This is a genomic window from Listeria aquatica, assembly GCF_014223975.1.
Lineage (GTDB): Bacteria > Bacillota > Bacilli > Lactobacillales > Listeriaceae > Listeria > Listeria aquatica.
In genome coordinates this window covers 173,869-190,551 of the sequence record NZ_JAARRM010000002.1, presented here as the reverse complement: position 1 = coordinate 190,551, position 16,683 = coordinate 173,869, and the positions used below count along the sequence as shown (strand labels likewise).

Sequence of the window (16,683 nt, the reverse complement as noted above, 5' to 3'; positions counted from 1 at the left end):
TAGAAAATGTAATTTGGTGATAGCAAGAAATGCTTTTTATTGCTAGGAATAGACCAAGCTTGCGAATTTGAAGACTCCTCGTTATAATAAGAACGTATATTCGTTTTTTGGAGGGCTTCAAAATGACTAAGGTACGTTTTTTACATATCGCTGATTTACATTTGGATAGTCCCTTCACTGGGCTAAGCGCACTTTCAGATGTGGTTTACAAGGAACTGAAAGATGCCGCTTATAAGTCGCTAACACGAATCGTTACGCGAGCGATTGCAGAACAAGTGGACTTTGTTTTGATTGCTGGAGATATTTATGATAAAGAAGACCGCAGTATTAAAGCGCAAGTTCAATTTTATAAAGAAATGAAACGGCTGCAAGAAGCTGAAATTGACGTTTTTTTAATTCACGGGAATCACGATTTTCTTGAAAAAGATCGAGATGTTTTAGAGCTTCCAGAAAATGTCTTTACATTCGGAGAAACTGTCCAGTGTGTGACTTGGAAAGGAAAGTTTGGAGAAACAGTTCGCCTTTACGGGTTTAGTTATACGGAACGCCATGTGCGCGAAAAACGCCTAAATGAATTTCAAAAACAGGGAGAAGCAGACTTTCATATAGCGCTTTTGCACGGGTCTGAGGAAACGAAGTCAAGTGAGCATGATGTTTATGCACCATTTAATTTGAGTGAATTGAAACAAAAAGGATTTGATTACTGGGCACTTGGCCATATTCATAAGCGTGAAATTCTCTCGGAACAGCCTGGTGTTTATTATCCAGGGAATATTCAAGGACGAAATCGCAAAGAAGTTGGCGCAAAAGGGGGGACGATTGTTGAACTCTCTCCAAAAGGTGCTGCTTTTGAATTTTTTGAAACGGCTCCTGTCGTTTGGGATAAACTACGAATCGAGCTTGAGGGGAAAGTGGATCAAACGACGCTTTTCCGGAAATTAGAGAAGTCTTTACAAAGTTACCGTGAGAAGAGCCGGTCCTATATTTTAGATTTAGAAGTTTTGACGGAGAATCCAGATGGAGTTAGTTCAGCAGACTGGTTGCAAATGTTTGAAGATGAAGTTTCTGCTGCACCGTTTGTATGGGTGAATGCGCTTAAATTTACCTCTAAACAGTCGAAATCAAATGATAGCTGGCAACAAGATCTTTTGCTAGCTGATGAGCTGAAAGCCGCTATTCAGGAATTGCGGGAAGAAGAAACTTTTTTCGAGACGATCGAATCGCTTTACCTGCATCCCGGAGTGCGCCAGTATCTGACTGAGCTTGATGAAGAAAAACAAGAGCAGCTTCTTTCAGCGGCGCTTATGAAACTAAATGAAACTTATGCAGAAATCGAGGATGGTAAAAAATGAAGATCACCTCAATGGAAATCGTTGGTTTTGGAAAATGGGAGAATACGACATTTGATAATTTTGGAGATTTCCAGATGGTTTATGGTGAAAATGAAGCTGGAAAATCTACGATCATGGCGTTTATTCATAGCATCTTATTTGGCTTTCCTGGAAAGCAAAGTTCGCATTTGCGAATGGAACCGAAAAATAAAGGGGCTTATGGCGGTAAACTTACGCTTAGTGGAACTAAATTTGGTACGGTTGTAGTGGAGCGGTTGCGCGGGAAAGCGGCTGGTGATGTTACGGTCCATATGGAAGATGGTTCACAGCAAGGTGAAGCTATTTTGAACGAAATTTTAAATGGCATGGACCGGCACACGTATGAAGCTATTTTTTCTTTTAATATTCATGGTTTACAACAAATTGGACAAATGAAACAAGAAGAGTTTGAAAAGTACTTGCTTGCAACGGGAACGGCTGGCTCAGATCGCTTGCTTTTGATGAATGATTCGCTTAAAAAGCAGCTAAACGCGTTATTTAAACCAAGTGGCAAAAATCCAGAAATCAATCAGGCAGTGGAGTCGGCTCGAAAAAGTCGCGATGCTTATCTTGATTCGAAGGAACAAAATGAAAAATATGCTGGTCTTGTTGCAGAGCTCGAACGCTTAGAACAAAAGGAAGCCGCACGGATGGAAAATAAACGTGCGCTTCAAATTGAGTTAGCGGATTTGGAACGATTAAAAGAAAAGTGGCCGATTTATTCGGAAAAGGAAGTTTTGGCGGAGCAGATTTCGAGACAAATCGACTTTCCACCAGATGGATTGGCTCGGTTTGATCAACTGGAAACGCGTTTTAATGAGCAGAATCATGAAAAGATGCAACTCGAAGAACGGAAAAAAGCTCTTGCTGAGCGGAATTTAGCGGAAAATGAGCTGGATGCCCATACGGCGGGGGCGATTCAAGATCTCTTGGAAAGTTTTCGAGTGTACCAGGAGCGCTCGCAGCAGTTGAGTGAACAAGAAACAGAATGTGATTTGTTACTAAGGCAAATAGGAATGGATTTTTCTTTAAAGGAGTTAGATGCAGACTTCGATGAGGAAATAGGACAAATTAGTTTGGCTGAGCGAGCATTAGTTCCGAGTGAACAGGAAAATAAATTTATGCTTGAAGCAGAACGTAAGGAAGAAAATCGCATCCAGCAAGAAGTGGATGAGCTAGAAAGCCTTTTATGGTCGAGTGAAAAGTTTCAAGAGAAAGAAGTGCAATTAAAGCATGTGAAGAAACAATCGCCATACCTATTTGGCGGCGCTATTATTTTATTATTACTTGGCATTTCTTTGGCTCTTTTCGTTCCTGGTTTTCTCGGATATACATTGCTTGCGATGGCGCTAGTGCTATTTTTGTCTGGCTTTTTTAGAAAAGCAGGAAGTACGGATGAAGTGGCTCGGCTTGAACTTGAAGAACAACAGCGCTACCGGACAAAATGGAAAGAGTTGCTCGGGAAGCTGGATGATGTTTTGATGCGGATGGCTTCGCTTGAGGAAACGAAAGCGAAGCTCGCTCAGGAAAGAGAGCGGATTGAAGCGGAGAAAGCAAAGCTTTATGAGCAACTAAATTTGAAGCAAGGCGCTTCGTTTGAGGCGGATATGGCGTTTGTGAAGGAAAACTATATCAAATGGTTGCGCCTTAAGGATTTGGAGGAAAGAAGGGACGCAGGGCGAGCTTTCTTGAAAGAGTGGGAAATGAAGTTGCAACAATTTCCAGCTGAAGGAGATACGCCTGAGGAGAAGGTTGCGAGTTTGCGGCATAAATTGCGAATTTATCGTGAAAATATGGCGAGTACGGCGAAAAATGAAGAAAAAATGGAGCAACTAGACGGGCAACTGGATCTGGCGCAACGGGATTTGAGGAAGTTGCGTGAGGAAATGGATGCCTTATTAGTAGCGGCACAGGCGAAGTCGGAGCTAGAGTTTCGCGAACTTGGGCTGCGTGATAAGGAGCTAAGCGCGGCGCGAGAACGTTTCACTTTGTTAGCGGCTCAGTTGCCGGAAGCGCTCGATTTTTCGGCTTATCCCGACTTTGCAGCGCTCAAGGAAGCGGAACTAATGCGAAAGGAAGAGCTCGCGGAACTGGAAGCGGCACAAGCAGAATTTGAGCGGTTGCGTGCGGAAAAACGACACGAAATTGCTTTGCTTGAAGAAGGCGGTACTTTTTCGTACCTAACACAGGAATATTATTTGAAACGCGACCGAGTTCGAGAATTGGCAGATGAGTGGATGACCTTAAAGCTTGCACAGGAGCTCACAAACCGGACAGTCGCTCATTTGCAGGAAACAAAATTCCCGAAAGCACTTGAACTTGCAACATTTTACTTTGAAAAATTAACGGGTAGCCGCTATACGAAGGTTTCGTTTAATGAAGCGAAACGAATTGAAGTAAAACGATCTGACCTTGTTGTTTTTAAACCAGAGGAATTGAGTCAGGCGACAAAGGAACAATTATATCTTGCAATTCGACTAGCTTTGATTGAAATGATTGCAGAAGATTTTCCGCTCCCCATTTTGATTGATGATGGCTTTGTGAATTTTGATGCGGAACGGCTAGATCTATTGATGCAACTTTTGAAGTATCGCAAATACGAGAATCAAGTCATTTTTTTCTCGTGTCATAAGGAAACTAGCAAATATTTTTCCGATAATCGAGTACTCGTGCTATACTAGGGGTAAAGTATTTTCAAGCAGAGAAGGCAGGCGATAAAATGGATAAAAAATTGTTGCTCCACGATGTTGGTGAGAGTGTAGACTTATTCTTATTGATTAAATCAAGTACAAAAGGAATAGCTAGTAATGGAAAGCCATTCTTAACTCTCATGTTGCAAGATAAGTCTGGCGAAATTGAAGCAAAATTGTGGGATGTCTCTGAAGAAGACGAATCAGCCTATGCGGCTGAACAAATTGTGCATATTGCAGGCGACATTCAAAACTACCGCGGGAGAAAACAACTTAAAATTCGACAAATTCGACTTGCAACCCCACTTGATAATGTGAGTGCCGCTGATTTGATGGAGACGGCGCCGCTTGATAAGGAAAAAATCGCAGATGAAATTACGCAATACATTTTTGAAATGAAAAACGCGAACTTGCAACGGATTACGCGTTCGCTGATAAAAAAATATCAAGATGATTTTTATGAATATCCAGCGGCGATGCGCCATCATCACGAATTTGTGTCTGGATTAAGTTTCCATGTGGTTTCGATGCTAAGACTGGCCAAAGCTATTGCGGATCAGTATCCAAGTGTGAATCGAGATCTGCTTTATGCCGGTGTGATTTTGCATGATCTTGGTAAAGTGATTGAACTTTCAGGTCCAGTTTCGACTTCTTATACGCTTGAAGGTAATTTGATCGGACATATTTCGATTGTCGTAGAAGAAGTTAGCAAGATGGCTGAAGAGCTGAAAATTGAAGGAGAAGAAGTCGTGGTATTGAAGCATGTGCTTCTTGCCCATCATGGTAAAGGGGAATGGGGGAGTCCTAAACCACCACTTGTTCGCGAAGCTGAGATTTTACATCAAATCGATTTGATGGATGCGACGATGAATATGATGGATAAGGCATTACGCCATACTAAACCAGGCGAGTTTTCAGAGCGTATTTTCGGTCTTGAAAATAGATCGTTCTATCGTCCAAGTTTTGATACAGAATGAAGAAATTTAAATGCGTGGGTACTTTGGTATCCACGTATTTTTTTACGCCAAATTGGAAGCGCTTTACAAATTTATCGGGAACGTGTATGATAGAAAAGTAAATAAGTTAGTTTGTTAAACCAACCAACTAAAAAGAATTGATTTTAAAGGAGGAAGTGGGCACATGAGTTATTTTCCACAAGTAGAAAAAATCCAATTTGAAGGGAAAGAGACACGTAATCCATTTGCATTTCGTCATTATAATGCGGAGGAAGTCGTTTTAGGAAAAACCATGAAGGAACATCTACGGTTTGCGGTGGCATACTGGCATACGATGACACAAGACGGAAGTGATCCATTCGGAATGGCAATAAACGAACGTTCTTGGTTCGGTAAGTCAGAAATGGAAACAGCCAAAAATCGCGTTGAAGCTTTCTTTGAGATTCTTGAAAAATTAGGGGTTGAGTATTTCTGTTTTCATGATGTGGACATTGCACCAGCTGGGAATTCCATTGAAGAGTTCATGGCGAATCTAGATGAAATCACGGATTTAATAAAGGTGAAAATGGATGAAACGGGAATTAAATTGTTGTGGAACACGGCAAACATGTTTTCTCATCCTCGTTTTAATAACGGTGCTGGATCAACGAATGACCCAGAAGTCTATGCTTATGCGGCTGCACAAGTGAAAAAGGGCTTGGATATTTCTAAGAAGCTAGACGGACAGAACTATGTCTTTTGGGGCGGTCGTGAAGGCTATGAGACGCTTCTGAATACAGATATGAAATTTGAACAAGACAATATCGCACGGCTTTTCAAAATGGTGATTCGGTATGCTGAAAAAATCGGTCATAAACCACAGTTTTTGATTGAGCCAAAACCAAAAGAACCTTCGAAACATCAATATGACTTTGATGCGGCGACAACGATGGCGTTCATTAAGACTTACGGTCTTGAAGGTGATTTTAAACTGAATTTGGAAGCGAATCACGCGACACTTGCAGGGCATACGTTTGAACATGAATTACGCGTTGCTCGTGAATATGGGGCTCTTGGGTCGATTGATGCTAACCAGGGAGATATGCTTCTTGGATGGGACACGGATGAGTTTCCGACGAATGTGTTAGATGTGACGCTTGCGATGTATGAAATTTTAGAAAATGGCGGGATTGCTCCTGGCGGAATCAATTTTGACGCGAAGGTACGCCGTTCTTCGTTTGAAATGGAAGATTTGTTGCTAGCTCATATTGCGGGAATGGATACTTTTGCACGCGGGCTTCAGGCAGCAGCAAAATTAAAAGAGGATGGTTTCTTTGATGAATTGATTTCGGATCGGTACGCGAAATGGAACGGGACGGAGATTGGAAAATCTATTCTTTCAGACCAGGAAGACTTGGAGTCGCTTACGCGTTATGCTTATACTCACGGGGATGGGGTTAAGTTGAAGTCAAGCCACATTGAGCATGTGAAATCGCGCTTGAACGATTACTTGGTTTGATGGATACAGAGGTTTGAAAGGAGTTTGACAGATGGGATACGTACTGGGGATTGATCTTGGCACGAGTTCACTTAAAGGGATTGTTATGAATCAGCAAGGAGGCGTTGTTGCGGAAGCATCTAGCGCATATGAGATCGATTCGCGAGCGCCGGGTTTTTCGGAACAACATCCGGAATACTGGAAGGATGCTTGTGAGGAAGTGCTAACAAGGCTTAGTCGAGAAGTGCCGAGCTTTGGAGCAGAACTTGAAGCGATTAGTTTTTCTGGGCAGATGCATTCGCTTGTCGTGCTAGATGAGGCATTTCGCCCAGTTTATCCGGCTATTTTATGGAACGACGTACGAACAACTAGGCAGTGCCAAGAGATTACGGAGCGATTTGGTAAACAAATTCTTGAAATTACCAAAAATCGTGTTCTTGAAGGGTTTACACTTCCTAAAATCTTGTGGTTGCAGGAAAATGAGGCAGAGATTTGGAACAAAGTTCGCCATATTATGCTACCGAAAGATTATTTGGCTTTTGTTTTGACGGGCGAACGGCACACGGACTTTTCTGATGCTGCTGGAACGTTGTTATTTGATGTTAGGAAAGCGGACTGGTCTGATGAGATTTGCGATGAATTCGGAATTGATCGGACTTTACTACCACCTGCTTGTTCGTCACTTGAGCAGGTAGGTGTTTTGAAGGAAAGCTACCGGGAGCGTTTTGGGTTGAAGCAGGCTGTAAAGGTTTTTGCTGGTGGGGCGGATAACGCTTGCGCAGCATTTGGAGCAGGACTTGTCAATGATGAAGAGGCGCTTGTTTCTTTGGGGACAAGTGGTGTTTTTAGCTCTTTTGAGCAAGGGCTATCAAATTATCAAGGAAAACTCCACTTTTTCAACCATGTACTTCCTGGAGTAAACTACTCAATGGGTGTGACGCTTGCGGCGGGCAATTCGCTAAACTGGTTTAAAAAAGCATTTGGGAAAGGCGCGACGTTTGAGGAGCTGCTCCGTGATGTTGGGGAAGTAGCGCCAGGGAGCGATGGATTACTTTTCACGCCTTATATTGTGGGCGAACGAACGCCTTATTTTGATTCGGAAATTCGGGGGAGTTTTATTGGAATTGACACACACCACGAGTTAAAGCACTTTGCCCGAGCTGTTCTTGAAGGAATAACGTTTAGTTTGAAAGATTCTCAAGTTTTGATGGAACAAGCCAAAAATAAGCGATTTGAACGGATTATTAGTGTTGGCGGTGGGGCAAAAAATGCGGATTGGATGCAGATTCAAGCGGATGTCTTTAATGCAGAGATGGTACAGCTTGAAGTGGAACAGGGTCCGGGAGTCGGTGCATGTATGATTGCTGCTGTCGGCTGCGGCTGGTTCGATTCTGCAGAAGCTTGTCGTGAGATTTTTGTTCATTACAAAGAAGTAAAATTTACGCCTAGTCCTAAAAATGTAGAACGCTATGCACGTTTTTATAAACTTTATCGTGAGGTTTATCCGGCTACAAAAGAGCTGTCTAAGGATCTGCTTAGCTCTTTATAAGATTTTTTTGAAGCAATCAGTTGTGTCTCTACAATTGATTGCTTTTTTGATAAAAGGGTAAAATAACTTTATGCTAGGATAGGAATTCATTAATGAAGAAATGAGGGGCTAAGATGGCAAAACTTTATCCGTATTTGAGCTATGCGAACGCGAAGGAGGCTTTGGCTTATTATGAAGAGGTTTTTGGAGCAACGAAGATTATGCGCTTACCTGTCGGAGAAGAGCAGGCAGAGTCATTTGGGATAAAGAAAGAACACCTTGAGGATACAACGATCCATGCAAGCTTTACTATTCTTGGAGCAGACTTGTTTTGTTCCGATAATTTTAAAGGTGATCCGATTAGTGGGAACCAAATTTGGCTGATGCTCGATGTGAACAGTGAAGATGAACAAGCCGCTCGTGAAGCTGACGCGTTTTTTAAGCGGGTTCAAGAGTCTGGAACGGTAGATGTAAGAATGCCTTATGCAGAACAATTCTGGGGTGGTAAAATGGGGCAGTTTGTTGATAAGTATGGGATCGGTTGGATGCTTCATTCGCAACCTTATTCGAAATTAGAAGGTTGAAGATATCAAGCAGAAATAAGCAAACAGTGATGGTGAGAGTTAATCTCTTTTAGACTGTTGACAAAGTTAATACTACTTTGTTAACAGTCTTTTTTAGAGATACTTATGACAGAACATAGATATAACTTGGGGGAGATAAACACGTTATTAAATGAATTCAATAACGCGTTTGTTCTTGAAAAAATCATAACTTCTTTCAATAGGCAGGGTAATCAAATTTTAATCACTTTTATAGAAATATCAAATGGCAACATTGTTTCTTTATCCATGTCTATGAAAAAATTTTTTCGCGAAATGAAGGTTTATGTATAACGAATGGTTCTACGACTTTCGCCGTCCAAATAATCAGCTGTTCATCCTAATCATGAAGTATTAGCTGTATAGTTCGGACGTTATTTTGATATTTTTTTGTGGTCAAAAAGTTTAATCCTACTCCAGTGGTTAGGAATTGGCATTTTCGACAGTCTAAAGCCCCAGCTCACTTGAGCTGGGGCTTTTTAAACGTCTATTATTTGCTTGAAGATGAGCTATTACTTGAAGAATATTGACTGAAAGCGTCTTTCAAGTCTTTATCTTCTACTTTAATGCCTGCATCTTTATAAACTTTTTTCAATGCTTTTTGCATGTTTTCTTGTGTAACTTGCGATGCGATATAAGCTTTTTTCACAGCTTTTTTATCTTTTTCAAATGACGTTTTGTCGGCAGGTTTTACCATTTCAATCACATGGTAGCCATATTGTGATTTAACTGGGGCACTGATGTCACCTTTTTTCTTGAGTGCATAAGCAGCTTTTTCAAATGCAGCATCCATTTTTCCTGGACCGAAGGCAGGAAGTAGACCGCCATTATTTTTTGTGCTTGTGTCAGTTGAATATTCTTTAGCTAGATCTTCAAACTTCGCACCATCTTTAAGTTTTTTCTCAACTTCTTTAGCTGTGTCTTCTTTTTCAACTAAGATATGGCGAACGGTGATATCAGGTTTCCATGTTTTGTAATAAGCTTTAAGTTTTTTGTCTGTTACTTTAACATTGTCTTCTGTCGCTTTTTCAACTAGTAAATTATACTTGATGTTTTCTTTAAAGCTGTCTTCTGTTAATCCGCTTTGAGCAAGAACACTAGCGAATTGATCGCCGTATTGATCTTTATAGGTTTTAACCTTCGCATTTACAGCTTTATCAGTAACCTTGTATTTCTTTTCAAGGACTTTTTCAAAAGTAAGCTGTTGAACCGTTTGGCTACCGTACTTATCTTTCATTGCATCATATAATTCGTCTTTTGTAACATCGCCGTCATCCGTTTTAACGACAGCTCCGCCACCTCCACATGCTGTAAGTCCAACAACTGCAAGCGCAGAAACGATTCCAAGCGCTGCTTTCTTTTTAATATTCATTTTAAAACATACACACTCCTTAAGTTGATCGAATAAATTCTCTATATCCAAGTAATATCATACCACAAAATATTGGAAAAATAAGCAGAAAACAAAAATCTAATAGTTTTTTAATTTTATTCCCATCTACTTAATCAGAAATTAAAACGGAATAACCACGTTTCGCTTCTTCAATAAAACAGCTTTTAGGCAAGTTTCTAATATTGTTTGCAAGAACAAAGGCGGGATAGCTAATCCCAAAATGAACCGCCATTAAAATTAAAAAAACAGGAGAATTCCAAATTGGAACCATCATCATCCAAACAATCAGTAGAAATAAAATCGCAAAAAATGGAAAAAGTAATGAAAACAGGTAATCTCTTTTTGGCATCATATGCTTCACTTTGATTTGAATACAAGGTGAAATGTAAAATCGACGAACGAATTGAACGCTGATGTTAGACCTATATTTGAATGAAGCCAAGATATAAAGAGCTTTATGAAGCGGATAGATGAAGATAAGTGCTAAAAAAGCCACTCCATTATATTCCAGAGAAAAATTACCCGGAACGAGAAAATTGTGAACAAGAAATAAAAGGCAAAGAATAACAAACCAACTTAATACACCTTTTAGAATAGTGCGATGATAGTTATCACGGCGCACAGTGTTCACAGATTTTAAACAGCGCATTACTTCGTTCCTCCCATAACGTTCAAGATTGTATAAGTATTGTAGTCCCTATAGCTAGTGAATTCAACCCCTTTTTTAAAAATATTTTTCACGAGCTAAGAATAGTTTACAAATCATGAATGAAGGCAATAAAAAAACCTAGTTTCTATTGGAACAAGAAACTAGGTAATGAATTACTTACTTATCTTTTTTTAAAGTTTTTTCAAGATCAGCGATGGTTCGTTGCATATCCTTGATTTCATCCTTTAAGCGTTTTTTTTCGGGTTCCATTTCTTCGTTCCATTTAGAAACAGAGTCGATGATATCACTTGAGACATCCTTGATTAAAGTAGAACCTTCAGTCCCAAGAACTTGAACGGACTGTAGTAATTCATTAGCATTATAAGCTAATTCTTTCAAGACAACAGAAGCCTCACCAGATTTTTCAACAATATCAGATCGAAGTTCTCGACCAGATTTTGGTGCGAATAAGATAGAAGTTACAGCTCCAGCAGCCGCACCAATAACAGCACCTAAAAATAGCGATTTTTTATTCATCATGACCAGCTCCTTCAATTGATAACAAACTTTTATTTAAGTAAGGAAACAAACGACAGCTTATGCGTATTTAAGCTGCTCGCGTATTGCCTCTGCTCGCTTTTTAAATTCCTCTTCATCATAAGTGCCTGAATTATCTTTCCAAATCAATCCAAAATCATCTTTTTTTGAGTAGCGAGGGATAAGATGGATGTGGCAATGAAAAACCGTTTGAGAAGCGATTTCTTCATTGTTATTTAAGATATTCATTCCCTCAAGTGGAAAGGCAGTTTTTAACGCATTAGCAATTTTCGGAATGCGTCGGAACAGTTCTGCAGCGGTTTCAGGCGGCAAATCAAAAACATTACGCGTGTGTTTTTTTGGAATAACCAGTGTATGCCCTTTTGTAACTTGACTTAAATCAAGAAAAGCTAATACTTGGTCATCTTCATAAACTTTCTCAGAAGGAATTTCTCCTCGAACAATCTTACAGAAAATACAATCATCCACTAGGAACGCCACCTTTCATTAATTCAGAATCCTCTATTCTTAATTTACCATAAAAAAATGGGAAAAGCATGTAATAGCGATAAATAATTATGAGAAGTTTATGCGTAAATATGCTATTATTAAACTAATCTAATTATAAATAAAAAAGGAGGCTGTAACAGAATGCCTTTATTGGAAGTAGAACATTTGACAGGTGGCTACACCAAGCGACCAGTCTTAAAAGATATTTCTTTCGATATCGATGAAAAACAAATTATCGGTCTTATTGGCTTAAACGGTGCAGGAAAAAGTACAACGATTAAACATATTACGGGACTTATGCAGCCAAAGGAAGGACATATTCGAATTAATGGGCATGAACTAACTGATGACGTTGAAGAGTACCGGTCGCAGTTTTCTTACATTCCCGAAACACCCATCCTTTATGAAGAGTTGACACTATACGAGCATTTAGAACTCACTGCAATGGCTTATGGCCTTTCGAGTGACGAATTTGAAACAAGAATGCTGCCACTTTTAAAAGAATTTCGTCTTGAGAAAAAACTAAATTGGTTCCCAGCACACTTTTCAAAAGGAATGAAGCAAAAAGTGATGATCATGTCAGCCTTTTTGGTGGAGCCAAAGCTTTATATCATTGATGAACCTTTTGTAGGACTTGATCCGCTAGGAATTCAGTCGCTTCTTGGCTGGATTCGTGAAATGCGAGATAAAGGTTCAAGTATTTTAATGTCGACTCACATTTTAGCGACAGCAGAAAAATATTGCGATGCTTTCATCATTCTTCATCAAGGTGAAATCAGAGCGCGAGGAACACTCGAAGAACTTCAAGCTCAATTCGGGATGGACGGAGCATCTCTTGATGAGATTTATATCCAGTTGACGAAAGAAGAAGCTGAAGATGAAGAAATTTGATAGTGTTGAACTTTTTAAAAAGAGATTCAGTTCGTATACCGATGAACTAAATAAATATCTCCGTTATATGTTCAATGATCATTTACTTTTTGTATTGATTATCGGTATAGGAGCCGGCATATTTTACTATGCAGACTGGGTAAAACACATCAAGCCTAGTTTTCCAGCCATTCCACTGATGGTAGTCTTATTAACCGCGTCGCTTTGCTTTGCTTCAATGGTGTCGCTTTTGAAGCGTCCCGATACGGTCTATTTAACAGTGAAAGAAACTGAGATGTTGCGCTATTTTGAACGTGCAAAGCGTGTCACTACACTTTTGCAAAGCTATGTATTTGCCATTGTCTTGCTTGTCGCAATGCCGATGTATACAGCCGTTACTGGATACTCTTATGGTCGCTTTATCGGACTTATCATTATGCTTTTTCTCCTCAAAGCTTGGAATGTATATGTTGGCTTTGAGACTGCAAAATTAGATAACAATGATAGCACGTGGCTATTTTTCCGAGTTCTTGCAACAGCTGTAATGGTATATTTGTTGCTCGCATTTTCATTTTTGTGGACAATTCCAGTTGTTCTGCTTGCTTTATTCGCTTCATACTATTTACTTCACGAGCAAGCTAAAGGAAAAGTGCTACGATTTGAATATCTAGTTGATAAAGAAGAGGCAAGAATGAACCGGTTTTACCGGCTAGTAAATTTGTTTACAGACGTCCCCCATCTAAAAGGGACTGTTCGGAGAAGGAGCTATCTTGATTTTCTTTATAAACCGATTCCTTATGCAAAAAGAAAAACTTTTGCTTATTTGTTTAGTCGGACTTTTGTACGAACGAATGAATATATTGGGTTGTACGTAAGGCTCACTATCATTGCACTCATTTTGCTAATTTTTGTTCAAGGTTTTTATTTAAATATTATTTTTTCACTCTTGTTTATCTATTTAACAGGATTTCAATTTATCCCGATGTTACGGCATTTTGATGGACAAATGATGTTACAGCTTTATCCGATTCAAGATGCGATTAGAAACCGAAGCTTTATCCATTTTATTCGAATTCTACTCGTCTTTCAGGCGCTACTGTTTGGTATCGTTGGCATTGCACAAAACGGTTCAATCGGTGGGCTTGCGATTCTCGGAATAAACCTAGTTTTTGTTATTGCTTTTTCATTTTTATATATTCCATTTCGCGTAAAAAGAATTTATCAATAAAAATCTTGATTTTTTCTTACAACAAAAGATGCTGGCAGATTTGAAAAATCAATCTACCAGCGTCTTTTGTTTGGTTAAAAACCATATATTAAGCATCTCCGTAAGAAGCCCCAAATAAAATGGTCCCACTAATACTTTTAAGGAAAAGACCTAGTTCTGTAGCACCCTTTAGAGGTGCTGGCTCTATTCGAGCTTCTTTAATTGCATACAGCTCATATTCAAGCTGAGAAAGATTTTTCTTTTCCGAGCTTTCCGTTTTCTTTTTTTCAGGAACATAAACATTCTGCTTTTCCGAAAATTTGTCAGTATCCGATCCGTATTCAAGTGTTGCAGAATTGGAATTGATAACAATTGGATCCTCTCGATGGGTTATTTTTTTATACTGATCATGAACTTGATCAGCTAAAAGAAAGGAAGAACCACCGCCGATCAAAATAAACCCAAGCAATAAATAGGTCTTCTTCATTTAACTTCACTACTCCTTCGGATTTTAACAAGCAAGTCACCTAGAAGCTGCCAATCTGCATGAGATGGCGGCTCTTTCCATACAACTGTCTCACACTGTAAATTAGGCATTAAGAAGTCAGAAATAAATAATTGAGTATCTTCAGTAAGAGTGGTTTGAATGATGATATTCATTGATTTGAAACGTAGAACATTGTTCTTGATATACTCTGAATAGTTTGCTCCCCTAGAAAAGTCAACGCAGATATAAATTTTTGAGCTGATTTCCCCAATTGGAAAGGAGATGATAAATGCAAACAGATAATCATACATTAATGCAATTTTATTGATCAAGTCTATGGTTTTGATGTTTTTTTCAAAGTAATTGGTCAGGAATTGATAGTACTCAGGGTAAACCTCTGAAAAGTAGGAAAGTTGATTTTCAGAGATAAAAGAATTAACAGGAGTAGGGAAGATTTCCCATTTCAGGTTAATTCGGTAAATTTCTGTCTCTGTTTTTGCAAAGTAATGCTTTTCAAGTTGGACTTGATATTTATCGTTAAAAAAGGAATTAAAGTGCTTCATTAGTTGAGTAGTATTTTTTTTTACTTTTTTTAAGTTTGCATGTGGAAGTTCTGCTGGCAGCTGATCCGTCATTTTTTCAGCGTAAAAGAACAGGTTTGCATAATTAACTTCTTGAAAAGAACTTTCATCAGACAAATCAAACAGAGTGAAGAAATTATTAATGGTTTCTTCGGGAACCGTTTCAGAAACAAGAACTGTTTCCGATGAAATAAAGTCAACTAAGGGTTCTTCTGCTTGGATTCGGAAAAAATTCACAAATAGGAAGAAAAAAATTTTCAAGCGTTGTGTGACGGGTAAATTGGAAGATAATTCGGTTTTTAATTTTGAAAAATATTGCTTTGCCCTATCATCCATATGCTCAATAAGAGGCTCTTTTATACCGTGATAAAAATTATAGTAGATATTGTATAAAAGATTACGAATGATAATTTCATCACCAACTAATTTCCCACCTTTTATTGTCAAATTAAATGCAGCCAAAATTTGAATCAATTCTTGCTGTACATTGTAAGCCTTCGTTTTACTGATATAAAAGTTATCGGAAAAGCTATAAATGCTTGTTGGCTGAATCATAAGCTCCTGTAGTAAAAGGAAAAGATAGGATTTCTCTAAATAAGCAAGTTTGAGATAAGAAATATCTTTTTCAGTTAAATTAGGACAGTAAATGAAATGTTTATTTTCTATCTTTATTTGCAACTTTTTCGTCTCAGGATGTTCTTGAAAGTCTTCGTTGATTTCATCAATTAATCGCTGTAGTTTGAAGTTCGAAATGGATAAAAAATCCATAATCTTCTGTGAAGGAAGGTACTCCGCATGATGGCTTTCTAGAAACCTTAACAGATACGTCTTTTGTTGTTCTGAATGATCCAAGAATTGGTAGATATTCACAAAATATTCCTCCTGCATCACTAGTCAAAAATATTTCGACTGTTTATTGTTCACATGTCCATTTTTTTCGAGATTTTTTGAAAAAAAATGAACTGCTTTTTCCGATTCTGTCTTGTATGATTTGCATTAGAGATAATTAATTTTTTATGTTTTTAGTTTTTATCATCAAATGTAAAAAATTAAAATAAAGGATGGATAGGCATGGATTTTTTAGAGTTTCAAAGCTTTGTCGAAACAGATGATCTGCTAGTGTCGCACATAAGGAGGCATTTTTCGTCACCGATACAAAGAGAAAGGAAAGGAGGTAGGATCTGCAGTAATCAAGGAAAAGTACTTCTCATCAAAAAAGGTACCTTAGCACTTCGATATAATAATAGGCATCGAGATGTCATTTGTCAATTATACAGTAAAGATGCTTTTGTCTATTCGACTATTTTAAATGATGAACGATTTTATCTTGAAGCACTAGAAAATATCGAGTATGTGGAATTTTCCCTTGATGAGTTCTCGCTTCAACTTGAAGAAGACCAACTATTTTCTCACTTTCTTGCAACCATTTTATCCAGTGAAGAACAAGCGATGAAAAATAGGCTTATATTAGAAACGGAAAAACTTGAAAATCGACTATTTTATGCCATCGAAATGATATTCGAAAATTTATATGGACACAAAATGGAAGAAGCAGAAGAAACTATTTATGTTCTTCCTGCATGGTTAAAAATAAAGACATTGGCCAGTTTTGCTAATGCAAGTGTTGTCGCAGTATCACGAAATTTACAAGGATTTTCGAAAAAAGGGCTTATCGAAACAAAAACAACTATCTGGAAGGTTAACATAAAAAAGTGGATGGAGGAAAGTCCTTTTAGTAATTCGACACAAAATCGTCAAAAAGTGCAAAAAAACACAAACTAGTTATATTTTTTGGTTCTTTTATGTGGCATTTTATTTTGTCATAC

15 protein-coding genes are annotated in these 16,683 nt (G+C 38.5%); 9 read left to right on the top strand and 6 right to left on the bottom strand.

The features are described 5' to 3' along the window. The first annotated feature begins 122 nt into the window (after positions 1-122). The 6 genes from HB912_RS06720 to HB912_RS06695 all read left to right on the top strand — a co-directional run bounded on the left by HB912_RS06720 (position 123) and on the right by HB912_RS06695 (position 8,605). Entirely contained in the window at positions 123-1,352 is a 1,230-nt protein-coding gene (locus HB912_RS06720) for a metallophosphoesterase family protein (RefSeq protein WP_185373186.1), read from the top strand. Continuing rightward, positions 1,349-4,051 carry an ATP-binding protein gene (locus tag HB912_RS06715; protein ID WP_185373184.1) on the top strand — a complete coding sequence of 901 codons (2,703 nt, stop codon included), beginning with the start codon at positions 1,349-1,351 and terminating at the stop codon, positions 4,049-4,051. The genes HB912_RS06720 and HB912_RS06715 overlap by 4 nt, the downstream gene beginning before the upstream one ends. A 38-nt stretch (positions 4,052-4,089) precedes the next feature. Further along, on the top strand, positions 4,090-5,037 hold the full coding sequence (gene yhaM, locus HB912_RS06710) for a 3'-5' exoribonuclease YhaM (protein WP_185373182.1): 948 nt from the start codon (positions 4,090-4,092) through the stop codon (positions 5,035-5,037). Between the two features lie 163 nt (positions 5,038-5,200). Beyond that, the gene (xylA, locus tag HB912_RS06705; RefSeq protein ID WP_185373180.1) at positions 5,201-6,514 is read left to right on the top strand and encodes a xylose isomerase; all 1,314 of its coding nucleotides are present in this window, start codon (positions 5,201-5,203) and stop codon (positions 6,512-6,514) included. A 31-nt stretch (positions 6,515-6,545) separates the two neighbouring features. Then, positions 6,546-8,042: a xylulokinase gene (gene xylB, locus HB912_RS06700; protein ID WP_185373178.1), complete on the top strand. Its 1,497-nt coding sequence runs from the start codon at positions 6,546-6,548 to the stop codon at positions 8,040-8,042. A 113-nt stretch (positions 8,043-8,155) separates the two neighbouring features. Beyond that, positions 8,156-8,605 (top strand): VOC family protein, encoded by a 450-nt coding sequence (locus tag HB912_RS06695; RefSeq protein ID WP_185373176.1) that lies wholly within the window; start codon positions 8,156-8,158, stop codon positions 8,603-8,605. A gap of 508 nt (positions 8,606-9,113) precedes the next feature. Here HB912_RS06695 and HB912_RS06690 read toward each other — a convergent pair. The 4 genes from HB912_RS06690 to HB912_RS06675 all read right to left on the bottom strand — a co-directional run bounded on the left by HB912_RS06690 (position 9,114) and on the right by HB912_RS06675 (position 11,691). Continuing rightward, positions 9,114-9,989, bottom strand: a complete 876-nt coding sequence (locus HB912_RS06690) for a peptidylprolyl isomerase (protein ID WP_185373794.1) — start codon at positions 9,987-9,989, stop codon at positions 9,114-9,116. A 136-nt stretch (positions 9,990-10,125) separates the two neighbouring features. After that, positions 10,126-10,665 carry a DUF3267 domain-containing protein gene (locus tag HB912_RS06685; protein ID WP_185373175.1) on the bottom strand — a complete coding sequence of 180 codons (540 nt, stop codon included), beginning with the start codon at positions 10,663-10,665 and terminating at the stop codon, positions 10,126-10,128. 177 nt (positions 10,666-10,842) lie between these two features. Then, positions 10,843-11,202 carry a YtxH domain-containing protein gene (locus HB912_RS06680; protein ID WP_185373793.1) on the bottom strand — a complete coding sequence of 120 codons (360 nt, stop codon included), beginning with the start codon at positions 11,200-11,202 and terminating at the stop codon, positions 10,843-10,845. Between the two features lie 60 nt (positions 11,203-11,262). Next, a complete protein-coding gene (locus HB912_RS06675) occupies positions 11,263-11,691 on the bottom strand; it encodes an HIT domain-containing protein (RefSeq protein WP_185373173.1) in 429 nt (142 codons plus the stop codon). Positions 11,692-11,853: 162 nt separating this feature from the next. Here HB912_RS06675 and HB912_RS06670 point away from each other — a divergent pair, with 162 nt between their 5' ends. Then, positions 11,854-12,603 (top strand): ABC transporter ATP-binding protein, encoded by a 750-nt coding sequence (locus HB912_RS06670; RefSeq protein WP_036071163.1) that lies wholly within the window; start codon positions 11,854-11,856, stop codon positions 12,601-12,603. Then, positions 12,590-13,810: an ABC transporter permease gene (locus HB912_RS06665; protein WP_185373171.1), complete on the top strand. Its 1,221-nt coding sequence runs from the start codon at positions 12,590-12,592 to the stop codon at positions 13,808-13,810. The genes HB912_RS06670 and HB912_RS06665 overlap by 14 nt, the downstream gene beginning before the upstream one ends. Positions 13,811-13,898: 88 nt before the next feature. Here the strand turns inward: HB912_RS06665 and HB912_RS06660 are convergent, their stop codons facing one another. Beyond that, complete coding sequence (locus HB912_RS06660) at positions 13,899-14,276, bottom strand: hypothetical protein (RefSeq protein ID WP_185373169.1); 378 nt, start codon at positions 14,274-14,276, stop codon at positions 13,899-13,901. Continuing rightward, complete coding sequence (locus tag HB912_RS06655; protein WP_185373167.1) at positions 14,273-15,727, bottom strand: helix-turn-helix domain-containing protein; 1,455 nt, start codon at positions 15,725-15,727, stop codon at positions 14,273-14,275. The genes HB912_RS06660 and HB912_RS06655 overlap by 4 nt, the downstream gene beginning before the upstream one ends. 201 nt (positions 15,728-15,928) lie before the next feature. Between HB912_RS06655 and HB912_RS06650 the strand changes: the two genes are divergently transcribed. After that, positions 15,929-16,639: a Crp/Fnr family transcriptional regulator gene (locus HB912_RS06650; RefSeq protein ID WP_185373165.1), complete on the top strand. Its 711-nt coding sequence runs from the start codon at positions 15,929-15,931 to the stop codon at positions 16,637-16,639. Positions 16,640-16,683: the final 44 nt, after the last annotated feature.